The organism is Mycoplasmoides fastidiosum, from assembly GCF_024498275.1.
GTDB classification, from domain to species: Bacteria; Bacillota_I; Bacilli_A; order Mycoplasmatales; family Mycoplasmoidaceae; genus Mycoplasma_N; species Mycoplasma_N fastidiosum.
In genome coordinates this window covers 1,060,618-1,075,352 of the sequence record NZ_CP101809.1, presented here as the reverse complement: position 1 = coordinate 1,075,352, position 14,735 = coordinate 1,060,618, and the positions used below count along the sequence as shown (strand labels likewise).

Genomic DNA, 14,735 nt, shown 5'->3' with positions numbered 1-14,735 from the left:
CAGCTTGCTCCCTTTGGGTTTCATAACAAGCGGCATCTTAGCAGCATGTGCGCCAACAATCCAAACAAGCGAGTCTGATTTTACTGATAATCAACAACCAGATCCATTTCTTAATCCTGTAAACAAATCAGTAGCGCAATTAACCACTTCTCAAAATAACCATCAAAGTTTTCGGGGTTTACAATTTTCATCTAATTTTTATAAAAACACCGATTATCAACCAATTGGTGATTTTATTCCGGAATTTAAAGGTTTTGATTCAGATGTTGATGTAAATTATTGACTAACTGCTCAATTTTATCGTGAATTAATTGCTAAATTAACTGCTGATGATTTACAGAATGATATTTTAGATAACTTAAAATTTTTAGTTTTCTCTAATCCCCAAATTGAGATTGATTTTGAACAATTAAAATTAAGTTTTGAATTAGTTCCAATTTCCACTACGGAGTTAAATTTACAAAATTTTAATTTACAGTTTTTATTAACTAATACACAAAAAACTAAATTTGATTTATTCAATGCCATTCCAGTTAAACCCAATTCTCAGGCTTTAATTCAAATTGAAGCGCCAACAGTTAGTGTAACACCATGATACAAAAAAACTAATACTTCAGAAGGTGGCATTAACAATTATTTTTCTTCATGAAAAATTTTAAACAATAACAACCAAATTGATGTCAGTATTAATTATCTGCAACAATTTTTGTATGATGGCATAAATATTCAATCAACTAATCATTATCAAAAAGCAAAAACTGAACTTTTTCCTAACGTTGATCATTTGAATGAACTTGAAATCTTAACTTACCGCAGTTTTGTTTTGAATACTTATTACACTCGGGTGCGAGAAAATTATGATTTTAAGGCTTTTCATGATGTAAGCTTGGCTAAAATTAAACAACTGAGTCCAGAACAATTAAAAAAAGATTTACTAAATAGTCGGATTAATTTACAACGTATCTACTATGCCAATATAAGTGATGACATCACCAGTATTCTTAATTATTTCATCACCCCTAATATTCGACAAATTGATGGACGTAGTTATTCATTATTAGATTTACTGTACCATAATACATCTAAAGAAGCAAAAGAAGCTTTATTGGAAAATTTTGATATTCCTAAAATTCTGAAAGAATTATTGATCAATATTTTTACTCCAAGAGAGAATGAACAACTACCCCCAATTGAAGAAATTTATGCGTTTATCAAAGTATTGCTGAAAAACGATTTATCATCTTATGTTTATCATCATTTAGACATTGAATTAGATTGAATTCAAGATCCCAAACTAAATTTCAAGAATCCAAATGCTCCCAAAGTTTCTATGGAGTATACAGAAAAAATTACTTTTAAAAAAGAACTAAATTTTCCTTTAAAAGGTAGCATTGAAATTGACGGTCAAATCATTAATTATGATGTAACTAAATTGTTTAATCCAATGCGGCTTTTAGCTGGTTTTGGGTTTTCATTTGCTGGGACGGATAGTTTTGATGGTGTTATTTCGAAATTATTGGATGAATTTAATTTAGATAACTTAAAGATTGCAGCAGGAACCACTTTTACAACTCGTAATAAAGTTGAGAATGGCAATTTAATGTTTCATATGCCTAAAACTTTTGATGTAAGTATTGCATCCAATACAACTTTAGGTTGACAAATTGATCAAGTACAATCGACATTTGATCTTTCTGGTTTATATGATTCAATTATGCCAGTTTTCAAAAAATTTAATGAGCATCAAACTAATTTAAACAACACTAATTTACTTGATTTAACTAAATTAAGCGGCATTGTTAATAAATTGAAAAAGGGAGATTTTAATGCCTTATTTGAGGTGTTAACTTTCTTTTATGTTCCCAATACTCAAAAAGATCAAAAATGAATTAATGAGACTGAAAAATTGACACCAGAAGAATTAGCTGCTCGAAAAGATAGACCAGTGGAAACTTTAGTTAAAAAACTATTAGGAATTCCGATCACATTTACAAATGCAGGTATTGAAGCATTAACATCTTCAGCTTTTTATCAAATGCCCTAATCAATTAATTCAACCCCAATTTATTTGAGTAAAGACAATGCTGGTAAAAAATTTGCTATCAATCCAAATTTTAATTTGGAAACATTAGTAAAATCTGCTCCACCAGGTATTGTTGCTCAACCCAATAAATCCTATAGAAACCTAGATGATTTTCAATTAGTTTGAAAAGATGAAACAAATAAAATACAAGCAGATAGTTATAATTACTTTTTTTCTGATCAATCTACAATCATTGCAAACAATGCTCGGGACAAAGAGTATGCTGAAATTCTTAAAGAAATAAAAACTAATAGTGAAGTCACTGATGAATTAGTAGCTAAGCTGAAAGCAATTGCAAAGAAGCATTATGCTAATCCAATTAGTAGTGTTGCTGAACCACAAATTGCAATTGTTAAAATTCCATTTTTAGAAGCAGTTAATAAATTGTTGCAACAGGAATTAGTAGATAATAGCCAACTATTTAAATCTAAATCAGTAAAAGAAGCAATTAAAAATATTATTAATCAAATTACCGCATTAGATCCTTATCTTGTTTCAACATCTTATCCATGGAATTCTAATCAATTTGGTAAGAACATTGATGGCAAATACAGTTCAGAACTTGATGAACGTAAATCATCATACACAACATTTATTGCACCTCAAATTGATTTTTCCAAATTAAGTTTTCCAGATGCTGGAACCATTCTTTCAGAAATTATTCTTTATCGTAAAAAATAGTCCCAACTTTAAATCACTAAATTCTCTTTTGTTTAACTAGCCATTAAGATATAGCAAGATATAATGAAAATGTAGATCGAAGAGTCTTGAGGTGATGTATGACATTTAAACAATCAAAAAAATCTAAAACAGTTTCAACATTATTATTTGCAACTATTCCTTTGCCAATTATTATTGCTGCTTGTACTACAGTAAAAACTGTGGGCCAGGTAGCAATGAAATTTAAAGCACAAGATAAAATTGATTTAGCAGATTTATTAAGTGCTGCCACAGGTGGTAGTTTTGCTAATGGAATGACTTCATATCAAAATGATGGTAATGAAAATCTTACTACGCGAGCAGGACTAAACGTGACTAAAGCAGCAGCAATTACAGCAATTAAAGCTAATTTAGGAATTGGAGTTGATAACAAATTATTAAGTAATAATGAATTTGGCATCAAATTTAATAAGTTATTAGAAGAAAATCAACAGCTATCTGAAATTGATTTGCAAAATATTGATTCAGTTTTAATTAGTATGCCTAGTTCTGCTGACAAAACAACTTTAAATGATTATCTACCCAGTTCTTGAGTATCACCAATTGTAACTGAAGAAATTACTTTTATCTTAAAAGCTAAGCAAGATCAACAATTTAGTCATAGCTCAGCAACCGAATTAAAAATTTCTGGACCAGTTAAAATCAAATTGACTGATTATCGTCGAATCGATGAAACATCATTAGTCAAACAAGATAATCAAACCATTCAAGTTCTTGGTTCTAAACCAATGACCAATCCTAAAAATTCTGATTTATTAACAGCTCTAAATGAAACTTTTTCAATTGAAGACGCTAAATTTGCTACGCCTTTATTTCCAATTTGAAACATTAAAAAAGATGGAACTCCTAAATGGTTTCAAGGATCTACTAATAATCCAGTGAAACATTCTTTAACTGATGAACAAATTGAACAATTAATTCAATTATGAAAAGATGCAAAACCAGATGCTGCAGTAAATAGCAAAGGTGATTTTCCTGCTGTTCGTGTTAAACGAGCTGTGGAAAAAGTAAATTTTAGTTTAGCTGATGGAGTGAATGCAGAAACAACTGTAACACCAAGCTCTGATAAATATTCTGTGAAAGTTAATCTGAGTTTAGATTTAATGCAACATTGAAGTTGAAACTATCAAATGGCTTATTCTGATGCAATTAGATCATATACTTTTAAGGATATTACTTTGATGATCTCCTACAATCAAGATACTTAGCAGTCTACAGTTGTTAAACGTGGTTAATATTTTTGAAAAAAAAAAAAAAAATCAACCCATATAAACTGGGTTGATTTTTTATTTTAAGTTCATTACTTCTTTTAAATTTTAATAATGTACAAATTATTAAATTTGTTCTTATATAATTTAAATACATTCTTTTAAAAATAATTAAAATTAAAGAGAAATCATAAAATGATTAATGTTAAAAATCTATCCATTAAATATGGGAAAAGAATCATATTAAATGATATTAATCTAAGTTTAAAACCAGGTGATAGAGTAGCTATTTTAGGTAAAAATGGAACAGGTAAAACATCGCTTGCTGAAACAATTGCTGGGGTAAGAGCATTGCAAAAAGGCACAGTTGAAATTGATCCTATTTACAAAAATAATACTCGAGTTTTATTTCAGGATGTTAATTTTGATAGCGATCTTAATTTGAAACAACTTTTTTATTTTTATCTAAGAATTTGTAATATTTTTGACAAAGAACTTGAGAAAACTGCTTTTGTTAAATACGAATTAGATCATGTAAAAAATAAAAAATTCAAAAAACTTTCTGGGGGGGAAAAACAAAAATTTAAATTAATGTTAACCCTAGAACTAAAACCTAAATTTTTAATTGTTGATGAGATTTCCACATCTTTAGATTATGAATGACGATCAAACGTCTTAAAAATCATTAAAAATTATCTAAGAAATAATGAAGATGTTATCTTATTAATTATTTCTCATGATGAAAAAGAAATTAGAGCTTTGACTGATAAATATTATTTGATTGAAGATCAAAGTTTAGATCCAATTAATAATTTAGATAGTTTATTTAAAACTATTGAATAGAATTTTTATAATTAATGATTTTTATTTAATAAGAACTTGTTAATCCAAAAAATAAATCATTGCACAGAATTTTATAAAATTCTTAATCTTTTAGAAAAACACTACAATTTGCAATTTTAATAATGGAAAAAATTACTTATGCTTTCAAAATAAAAAGCTCCATTTTTTATCAACTATATTTAATGAATTTATTTAAATTCGTTAAAAGTCCTTTAAATCTATTTTTTACGATTATTTTCCCAATTATTTGAACGTTTATTTCTTTCTATACTTGAGGGGGAGGAAATCGAGAAGCTGTAGAACCAAATCAAGTTCATCCGTTTATTTATTCGGTTGCTGTTATTCCACTAATGATGTTGACAAATGTGTCGATTATATATCTACCAACTAATTTTGGATTTGATCGAGTTAATAACAGAAATAAATTTTATTTAAATTTAAATATCAAAGCCAAAACTTATTTATTTTCTAATTTATTTGCATGTTTTACTGTTTTCTTAATTGGTTGAAATTTAATAACTTTATTATCTGCTGTTATTTTACCAAGCGAAAGACCTATAATTTCTGTTAGTCAATATTTTGCACTTTTATTTGTCGGTATTTTTGGTTTTATTACTTCTTTTTGTTTTGCTTCAATTTTTTCTTTTATTGGAAATACAGAGAAAACAATTAATGTAGTAGTGATGATTCATTTTTATATTGTTTTTGTTACTTCTGGAGTAATGATTCCTGCAGCATTTTTTGATATAAACGATGTATGGATGAAATATGTTCAATATTTGCAACCAATTGGTGCAACGGCCAAATTGAGTAATAGCATTGTAGGTGCAAATCCGGGAACACTTGCAAGTAGAACCCCAATGTCTTGAGATTTTAATTGAACATTAGATTGACTTACTATTGTAGTTCCAATTATAGAAGCAGTGGCCGCAATCTTTATTTTCAAAAAATTATTTAACTGAAAAATTTAATTTAAGAAATAGTTGTTTCTAAATAAAAGTCATACAAAAAAAATAACTTCATCCATTGGATGAAGTTATTTTTTAATTCAGTTTTTAGTTTTAAGTTTTTAAATGAAAACTAACCGATACTTTTCAAAGTTTTTCGTGTTTTTGATACTAAAACAATATCAAAGATGAAAGACACAAAAGTAAAAAGAAATTGGAAAATTAAAGACAAAACTGCTAGAGTTACAAAGCTGCTTGGATTATATTTATCTGAATTTTTTAATTCTTCAGTATTATTTAATTTATTTGAAGATAATAATAGAGCGATACTCAAAATAACATTAACAATATAAATTACAAGCGTAGAAGCAAACAGGATAATTGGAATAAGATATTTTTCAACAAATTGCTTATCAAAGCTTTGAGCATCTCGATAAATTTCTTTTCAAAAATCTCTAGCTTCATCAATGTTCCTTCTAATTTGCTCTCCTGTTATTCCATCGTTATAATCAGAAAAATCAATCGCACGTGTAACAAGTAATGCTAATCCTACAATCATCAAAATAATTGAAGTTACATATAAGATTATTTTTCATGCAGCCAGATTTTTTGTTGTCTTTAATTTTTTAATTGTCGGTTGACTAAAAATATTAACATCGTTCATAAAATACCTCTGACGCAATAAATTATAAAGCAAATATTAAAAAGCCAATTTTAAATTCTTCTAAATTTCTTGTTGATAACTTTTTAAAAAAGTAAATTATCTTTTTAACAGTAAAATTTGCCTCTTTATTAATTAATTAATTTTAAAAATTAATGGATTCTTATTAATTTTAGATATTTCTTTAATTCCTATATGTATTAAAATAATTAGCATTAATTTATTGAATTACTTAAGGAATTATATGAATAAATCAAAAGGATTAATGAATTTTACAGGTTCTAAAACTTGGAATCTAGTTAATGATCAATATAACCGAGAATTTGCAACAGCAATGTTGTTTTTTGAATATGCAGCAGAAGCTGATCGGCTAGGCATGACTAATTTTTCCAATTTGTTACAAAACTGAGCCAAGGAAGAATTAGAACACGCCGGTGTTTTTTATGAATATTTAGATTCTCGAGATTCTTGAGCTAAAACTAATGATTTAGCTTTAACAAAATTGTTAAAACCATTTAACCACCCTCGAGAAATTGCTCAAGCTCTAAGCGAATACCAAGCGAGTGTATCTGATATCATGGTAGAAATTGCCAATGTAGCAATTGCAGAAAAAGATCCTGCCACATTATACTTCATTGAACATTTTGTTAAAGACCAAATTATCGAAGAAAAGAAATGTATTGAAATTAATGATGCATTTGAAAATTCCCAGGATTTAACTACAGCTGATTTGATGCTACGTAAAATTGATCGTAAATATCACCAACCACAAGAAAAACCACACGAACATTAAGTAAAAAAATACGAAATAAAAAAGCTATTGTTGAAAAACAATAGCTTTTTTTATGATTTGAAATATTTTTAAGCAACAGCAACGTATTTGGTCATTTCCAAAAATACTTCGATGTATTTATTTAGTTGATCGTGAATTTGATCATACATTTTTTCATTTTTAGATAATTCTCAAGCATGAGATTTAACCGCTTTTTTATATGCATTTTTTAAATGTCATCGTTGGCTGAAGGATAAAGGTAAATCTTGAGCGTTTAATTTAGTTGTGGGCATTTTTACTTCGGCAAATAGTTTATCAAAATCAAAAATACTTAAACAATTACTATAAATTGGTTTTGGATCAGTTGTATTTAGTTTGATCAAATGATTATTCAAACTAGCTAATATTGAAAATAAATCTTCATTGGAAGTAAAAGTTTGCACAATAATGTCTTTAAAGATGTATTGTGATTGATGATTGGAATAATCAGCAAAACTAAAAGTTTTTTTTGCTTCATTCATATTAAAAAGATGCCACCTTTTGATTTAATTTGAAAAATACCAGATTAACGTTTAGTAAATTGAGGAGAACGGCGTGCTCCGTATTTTCCGATTTTTTTACGTTCTTTGCAACGTGAATCACGGGTTGTTAATTTAGCTTTTTTTAATTGGCTTTTCAGTTCTTCGTTGTAACTGATTAATGCTCGAGTTACACCTAAACGAATTGCACCAGATTGACCAGAAAAACCGCCGCCTGATACTTGGGCTTCAACATCAAATTTAGTTTCGTGATTGGTAATTGTTAAAGGTTGAGTTAAATCCTTAATCAAAAAAGGATTTAGAAAATATTTGTCGCCATCTACACTAGCAACAATTTTGCCATGTGAACGTCGAATAACAGTAAATTTACCAGTACCTGGAGTTAAAAATACTTTAGCAACTGAAGATTTACGACGTCCCAAGCCATAATATTTAGTTTGATTCATATAAATTTAGTAATCACCCTTTTAAAATAAAAATTAATTTTGTCCGTTTAAACGATAAATAATTGGTTCTTGAGCTTGGTGTTTGTGATTATCGTTTTCGTAAACAAATAATTTATGCATTAGTTGCAATGATAAGGAATTATTTTTTGGCAACATTCCTTTAACTGCTTTACGAATAAACTCAACTGGTTTTTTCTCAATCATTTCTTTACCGGTTCGAGATTTTAAACCGCCAACATATCCGCTGTGTCGATATCATCGTTCATTTTCGGCTTTATTACCGGATAAACGAATTTGTCCAGCATTGATCACAATTACAAAGTCGCCACAATCCTGATTGGGGGTAAAATCTGGTCGATTTTTACCACGTAATAAATTCGCAACTTCAACCGATAATCGACCTAAAATTTGATCTTTAGCATCGATTACGTATCACTTGCGTCTTTTTAATGCTTGTTCTTTAGTTAGCATTGTTGTTTTCATAATAAATATAAAGACTCTTAAAATGTTAAATATATTAATAATAAAAGAGGTATTTTGAAATAAAAAGTTAAAAATACCTGAAAAACTTGTGAACAAACTGGACAACTCTTTAAAACAGTAAAGTTTTAATAAATTATCTATTCACAAGTATTGATTTATGTTGAATTGTGTAACGAAAATTCGATGTTTAATCGTGGATTTTAAACGTATCAATTATATATGATTAGAAGTTTTTTTGTGTTTTTTATTTTATTAAAGTAGAAAACTAAACCAGTTTATTGTTAATATTAAGTGTCTATGATGAAAATAAATTTACATCTAATTTATTTTTTCTAAATAATTATCGAAAAATTGAAAGAAAAGTCTTAATTTTTCAAATTTTTTTATAAAAATTATAAATTTAGTTTATCATTTTGGATATAGAATTTATTCGCATTACCTAATTATTAAATGACAAATCAAACATCACCAAAAATAAGTAAAGAGAATGTCAATTTTCAAGATGATTCGCAAAATTTTCCCTTTACTTTAAATCCATTTTTGAATTTTAATTCTCAAAAAATTCCTCAAAAAACTGATTCAACCCCAGTCTTTAAGTATCAACAAGTCTCTAAGACAAATATTTGAATCTTTTTCTATTACTTAATGTTTCTTTTTAAATTAATCTTTAAAAAGAAAAACACTATTATTATCCCGATTTGTTTATATTTATTGTCTACAGCTGTTATTATTGCTACTTTTGTTTTAACTGATGCACGAATCACTTACATCATTTCTTATTCTTTAATTTTTGTTGAATTAATTTTCACAATCATTTTCAGTAGTATTAAAGCAATCAATATTTTTATTGACTTAGAAGATTTAGGAATTGATATTATTGTTTTTTCCAAACGTATTACAACTCAAAATGTTATTCTTGCTAAAGTGCTTTTTTTCTTAACAATTAATTTGTTATGAGCATTTAATGTCTTTTTATTCAATCTAATATTGATTTTAGTTAATAAAAATTTATCAGAACAATTTAATCATTATTTAATTTACTCATTTTTTGCTATTTTATTCTGTGGTTGAATTTTTGGTTTAGTGACAGCTTTAATTGGTTCAAAATTTAGCTCTAAAGTGGCTTTAACCCTACCATTATTATTTTTTACTCCGATTTTAATTGGGGGAACTTTTCTAAATTCTTTATCTACTAATTCTTTAAATGCAACAGCTAGAGTTTTGAATTTAGCTTATGACAAAAATTCCAGTGAAACTATTTCAGATGCCAATATTTTTTATTTAAACAATAATAAAGATGAAATCTTTATTACTCCAAAAAATTATGACAATGAAGAATTTAATGATTTACAAAAAGCGTTATTTCGGGACAGTTTTCAAGATTTTGAAAATGTAGCTTATAGTTATCAAATGTATTCATGATTTTTGACACCTTATCAAATGATGAATGTCTTTGATTTGCAAAATGAAAATATTTTGGAAAAAATTAGTGACAATCAAGAATCTAATCTAAAAAATTATTTATATTACAACAGAAAAGAATCTAAAGATTTTTCATATCAGTTAAATTCTCATCCAGAATTATTACAACTAGAAATTCAAAATAATAATTTTTTAGAAAAAGCTTACTTAGTTCCTGGAGTTTTTAAAAACCAAACAATTTTTAATAACGCAATTAACACTAACATTATTTATGCGCGTGAAAATGCTAGTAATTTTGATGTCAGTTTTGATGAAGATAATTATATTTTTGCATCACCTGATAATTTAGTGGGTTCTCTGAAACCTGAAATTTTAAAAGGAGCATTATCTTCACAGCCATTTAACCAATTTGCCGCTAGTTTTTTTGCTCGGTTTAATGAACAAACTTCTAAACCTGAATTATTGAATGCAATTAGTGTGGAAATTGATGAACTGGGCGGAAATTTAGTTGATGGTATTATTGATGAAAATGCGGAATTATTTAAACCTAATTTTGACACTAATTTGATCAAAAATGTAACTGAGAAGAAAATTTATTTAGCAACTGCTTTAATTTATTATTTGTATTTTGCACAAAATGATTCAGGATTACTAAAAAATTTATTACAAAATGATGACCCTAACTTAGCATATACCCCACAAAGATTTAGTTTACAAATTAGTAGCAATAATTATTTTATTGGCGGATATAGTTCATATGTCCCAGTACAACAAGTTGTTGACCAAAAAGTGGTTTCTCGTTATACCTTGAATGAAAGTAATAACTATTTGTTTCAACCAGTTAAAGAGGCTTATAGTTTAGGTTATAAAAAAACAGTAGTTGATAAAAATCAGTTCATCTATATTTGAATTGGTCTAACCATTTTATTGTTGACACTAGTTTATTTAGTTTATTTACGGAAGGATTATCGATAATGAATCATCAGTATATTCTTGAAGTAAATCATTTAAATAAAATTTATTCGCGTCGTGAAAAAACTGGAATTTTTGATGTGAATTTCAAAGTTGATCATGGTTCATTTCATGCATTTATTGGTGAAAATGGAGCTGGAAAAACTACAACCATTAAATCAATCATTAATTCATATACCAATTGAACTGGTCAAATTTTCATTGATGGAATTAGTAATAAATTAGCAATTAGCAAAAGCAAAATCGGCTATGTTCCAGAGTATGCACATTTTCCGAAAGAAGTTAGTGTTCTTGATTATTTATTATCACTAGGTTTATTATCAGGGATGAAGAAAAAAGATGCTTTAAACAGAATCAACGAGTTATTAGCAATTTTGCAAATTACTGATTTAAAAAAGAAAAAACCATATAACTTTTCTTCAGGACAAAAAAAGAAAGTTTTACTTATCCAGGCTTTGATGCATAATCCTGAAATTATTATTTTGGATGAACCTGCGGCTAATCTAGATCCAACAGCCCGCCACGAATTATTTAAACTTTTAGTTGACTTGAAAAAAGTTGGAAAAACAATTTTTATTTCTTCACATATTTTACGTGAGGTTGATGGCTATTGCGATAGTTTGACTTTAATGCATAAAGGTCGGGTTGTTTATAGTGGCAAAAAATATAAATCTTTAGAAGAAATTTATAATGAAAAAATTTTATAAAAAATCACTTTTATCACTTTTTTCTTTAGTGTCATTAGGGTTGACCAGTTTGGGACCACTAACTGTTGTTAAATCACATGCAAAAACGACTAATGTCGCCCAAATGGAATCTGAGAAAAAGGTTTTTAATGAAGACCAACATAATTTATTTTTACTGGATCAATTTTTAAATTCTGCTCAAGCTAAAGAAGAATATTTATTTCAGCAAAATAATATTAATTTTACCCAACTGTGAAATCTGAAATATTCACTAGTTTGGTATAATCCGATTTTATCTTGAAGTCGTCATAATGACAATTTATCTTTTACTAGATTTGAAACAGGCAAATCAATTTTTGAAAACTTAACCATTAATTGATGGTGATATTTATTCAATATTAATCACTTGAATTTTTCGTTTAATCCTTATGGTAGTGGTTTTGCTAATTATCCTGAAGAAAAAAATGATTTTCTAGATCTGAAAAAATTTTTTGCAAGCACCAGTTTCCGTTTATCTACAAATAAAATTCAACAAATTTATAAAGTTGATTTAATCACATTACGTGAAGACTTATATAAAACTAAAAGTGTTTTTTATTTACAGTATCAAAATAATTATTTTGTCAAAATCTATCGGTTAGTTGATAGTTCTGGTGTTATTCGATTTATTGTTTGACCAGATTTATATTACTTAAATAATCCTGAAGATCCCCAAACATTCTGAAAGGAATTTGAGCAAAAAGTTCAACAATTACGAATGAAAAAAATTAATAATTATATTTCAGAAACCGATATTGATGAAGAATTGGCAGATGAATATCAAATGAGTCAATTAATCAACATCAAGTTACAAAGTTCACAATTCACTAAGAACCTATTTCAAATTTATCGACAACAAAATATTCAACAAGTTCCAGTTCCAAATACTTCTACAACTGATATCACCCAAGATCCTGATTATCAACAAAAACGATTACAAAAACAGCAAGAAGTAGAGACAAGAGCTTATCGAAGATTTAATGATAACGGTTTATATGACGAAGCTTTAGAGGGTAGTTTTTATGATTATTTTGCAGATGCTGTTCGTCAAGTGAATAATGAGAAAAAAAATCACGTTTTACGTTATACCCTAAGAAGTGTTTATGAAAATTAATCGTCTTTGCAAATTGATTCTTACATTACTACCAGTGGGATTATTGGTTTTGTCTTGCGGTCCCCATCAGCGTGATTATTCACAATATGCAAGACCATCAGAGCAATATCATAATTCAAACGATCAAACCAAAATTTTGAAATCAGATCGTAGGTTTGATACCTTATTGAGTAAAGTATATGGATCAGATTTAACAAAAAAAACGGAATTTGTTAATCAACAAGAGGATCAAGAATATCAAAAATCTATCTATGCATCAATTAAAACAATCTCAACCAAATGATTTAATGCAACTGATTCTGAAGCTAAAAAAACAAGTTTAGCAGAATTAAGAACTTTGTATTCTGATAATTGGTATTTAGTCTTGAAAAATTTAAAAATTTTTACTAATGACTTTTCTGAATGATTTGTTTTACCAGCAACAACTGATTATATTACTGGTGAACCAATTCAAATGACTGAGCAATATTTGGCTAATCTAAAGACCTTAGCTCCATATGAAAGTTTTCAGTGAGCTGATAATTTTTTAGATGAAATTAAAGAAAGTGAAACTTCTCGAGAAGTTGCTAATCGCAGTGATTTATTAATTTTAAAAGACAAAGCTTTGTTTAGTATTAGTATTCATTTAGAAGATGATCAGTGAAAACTGTATATCAATCCGGCTTTTTATTATTTTCCTAATGCTACTCGAGAAATTTCGATTAATCTATTATCGAATATTTTTCACTACGCTTTAATTCACCGTTATGGACAGTGGTATACAGACTTTGAAGATATTATTAAAAAATGGGGTTACCATGAACCAGCTTTAATGGTTATGAACCTACGTAATTATGAAAATTAAACAACTATTTACAGCTGCATTTTTGAGTTTAATACCAGTTTTGAGTGCTTGTGCAGCTCCATCTAATACTTATCAAAAAATTATCGATCAAATTGAAACTGCCAAATCAGCAGTCACTGAAACTAATGATTGACAAAATTTTTTAAATACTAGAGGTATTACGGAATTGCTTAACTTAATTTTTCCTGATCCCCAAGCTCGAGCTGCATATATTGAGAAACAAAGTGCAATTGATTCACCCTCTTATTTAAAAGAAATTAAAGATTGATTGCAATATTTCAACTATGTGCAATCTAATATTTCTGCGAACATTTTTAGGGGAAAACCTTATATCATTGAACAAAGTAGTACTTTTTTAAGGGAAATGCTTAATGATAATTGGTTGTGATTTTTATACAATACTAAAAATTTTTACTGATTATTTTTTCCTGAATTAGATTTATTTAGTCAAAATAAAAATGAATATTTCGATGATTTAAGAACTAAAAATTTGGATAATGGTGGTTTTTATGTGCCTGAAAAATTTGAAGTTATCGATTATTCTTACATGTTAACTGAAAGTAATTTAGATGAGGAAATTGATGATGCAGAAGATGGCGATTATTACCAAGAATTCATTTTTTTCATGTTAAATCAGGATGGTTTTATTATGAAAACCAATATTTCATTTTATTACAACGTTGATAAAACTACGATTCAATCCCAACGTGTTCGCTTAACACCTTATTTATTTAGTTTTCCTAAAATTTTAAAAAATGAACACTTAAAAGAAATCTTTTCTTTGTCAAAATACATTCAAACTTATGAAAATTTTGAAGGAGTTCGTTTTTCACAAAACAATAAAATTTTATTCACTGATAAATATGGTAAAGCTGAATTACGTTACATTTTTGTTGATGTCAAAGACGACATTTAGGACTTAACAAAAAAATCAATAAAACAAAAACCCACTGTTG

General features: G+C 27.6%; 15 protein-coding genes. 11 read left to right on the top strand and 4 right to left on the bottom strand.

Annotation, left to right across the window (positions count from 1 at the left end; genetic code table 4):
* Nucleotides 1-13: 13 nt before the first annotated feature.
* From NPA10_RS03775 to NPA10_RS03755, 5 genes are all read left to right on the top strand, one after another.
* Nucleotides 14-2,044 carry a hypothetical protein gene (locus NPA10_RS03775; protein ID WP_256547380.1) on the top strand — a complete coding sequence of 677 codons (2,031 nt, stop codon included), beginning with the start codon at nt 14-16 and terminating at the stop codon, nt 2,042-2,044.
* 24 nt (nt 2,045-2,068) lie between these two features.
* Complete coding sequence (locus NPA10_RS03770) at nt 2,069-2,764, top strand: hypothetical protein (protein ID WP_256547379.1); 696 nt, start codon at nt 2,069-2,071, stop codon at nt 2,762-2,764.
* Between the two features lie 98 nt (nt 2,765-2,862).
* The gene (locus tag NPA10_RS03765; RefSeq protein ID WP_256547378.1) at nt 2,863-4,011 is read left to right on the top strand and encodes a hypothetical protein; all 1,149 of its coding nucleotides are present in this window, start codon (nt 2,863-2,865) and stop codon (nt 4,009-4,011) included.
* 195 nt (nt 4,012-4,206) lie between these two features.
* Nucleotides 4,207-4,854 (top strand): ATP-binding cassette domain-containing protein, encoded by a 648-nt coding sequence (locus tag NPA10_RS03760; RefSeq protein ID WP_256547377.1) that lies wholly within the window; start codon nt 4,207-4,209, stop codon nt 4,852-4,854.
* Between the two features lie 122 nt (nt 4,855-4,976).
* On the top strand, nt 4,977-5,825 hold the full coding sequence (locus tag NPA10_RS03755; protein ID WP_256547376.1) for a hypothetical protein: 849 nt from the start codon (nt 4,977-4,979) through the stop codon (nt 5,823-5,825).
* Nucleotides 5,826-5,934: 109 nt separating this feature from the next.
* Here NPA10_RS03755 and NPA10_RS03750 read toward each other — a convergent pair whose 3' ends face one another.
* Nucleotides 5,935-6,465 (bottom strand): hypothetical protein, encoded by a 531-nt coding sequence (locus NPA10_RS03750; protein ID WP_256547375.1) that lies wholly within the window; start codon nt 6,463-6,465, stop codon nt 5,935-5,937.
* Nucleotides 6,466-6,706: 241 nt separating this feature from the next.
* Between NPA10_RS03750 and NPA10_RS03745 the strand changes: the two genes are divergently transcribed.
* Nucleotides 6,707-7,255, top strand: a complete 549-nt coding sequence (locus NPA10_RS03745) for a ferritin-like domain-containing protein (protein ID WP_256547374.1) — start codon at nt 6,707-6,709, stop codon at nt 7,253-7,255.
* Between the two features lie 68 nt (nt 7,256-7,323).
* Here the strand turns inward: NPA10_RS03745 and NPA10_RS03740 are convergent, their stop codons facing one another.
* Genes NPA10_RS03740 through rplM form a run of 3 tightly spaced genes read right to left on the bottom strand, consistent with a single transcriptional unit; the run spans nt 7,324 to nt 8,705 of the window.
* On the bottom strand, nt 7,324-7,755 hold the full coding sequence (locus NPA10_RS03740) for a hypothetical protein (RefSeq protein WP_256547373.1): 432 nt from the start codon (nt 7,753-7,755) through the stop codon (nt 7,324-7,326).
* Between the two features lie 44 nt (nt 7,756-7,799).
* Entirely contained in the window at nt 7,800-8,219 is a 420-nt protein-coding gene (gene rpsI / locus NPA10_RS03735; protein ID WP_256547372.1) for a 30S ribosomal protein S9, read from the bottom strand.
* Nucleotides 8,220-8,252: 33 nt separating this feature from the next.
* Nucleotides 8,253-8,705 (bottom strand): 50S ribosomal protein L13, encoded by a 453-nt coding sequence (rplM, locus tag NPA10_RS03730; RefSeq protein WP_318034589.1) that lies wholly within the window; start codon nt 8,703-8,705, stop codon nt 8,253-8,255.
* A 447-nt stretch (nt 8,706-9,152) separates the two neighbouring features.
* On the opposite strand from rplM, the gene NPA10_RS03725 reads away from it, so the two are divergent.
* The 5 genes from NPA10_RS03725 to NPA10_RS03705 are packed head-to-tail and all read left to right on the top strand — an operon-like array spanning nt 9,153 to nt 14,695.
* Entirely contained in the window at nt 9,153-11,099 is a 1,947-nt protein-coding gene (locus NPA10_RS03725) for an ABC transporter permease (protein ID WP_256547370.1), read from the top strand.
* Nucleotides 11,099-11,803, top strand: a complete 705-nt coding sequence (locus NPA10_RS03720) for an ABC transporter ATP-binding protein (RefSeq protein WP_256547369.1) — start codon at nt 11,099-11,101, stop codon at nt 11,801-11,803. The genes NPA10_RS03725 and NPA10_RS03720 overlap by 1 nt, the downstream gene beginning before the upstream one ends.
* On the top strand, nt 11,787-12,935 hold the full coding sequence (locus NPA10_RS03715; protein ID WP_256547368.1) for an aromatic motif membrane protein: 1,149 nt from the start codon (nt 11,787-11,789) through the stop codon (nt 12,933-12,935). The genes NPA10_RS03720 and NPA10_RS03715 overlap by 17 nt, the downstream gene beginning before the upstream one ends.
* The gene (locus NPA10_RS03710; RefSeq protein ID WP_256547367.1) at nt 12,925-13,779 is read left to right on the top strand and encodes an aromatic motif membrane protein; all 855 of its coding nucleotides are present in this window, start codon (nt 12,925-12,927) and stop codon (nt 13,777-13,779) included. The genes NPA10_RS03715 and NPA10_RS03710 overlap by 11 nt, the downstream gene beginning before the upstream one ends.
* Complete coding sequence (locus NPA10_RS03705; RefSeq protein WP_256547366.1) at nt 13,769-14,695, top strand: aromatic motif membrane protein; 927 nt, start codon at nt 13,769-13,771, stop codon at nt 14,693-14,695. The genes NPA10_RS03710 and NPA10_RS03705 overlap by 11 nt, the downstream gene beginning before the upstream one ends.
* Nucleotides 14,696-14,735: the final 40 nt, after the last annotated feature.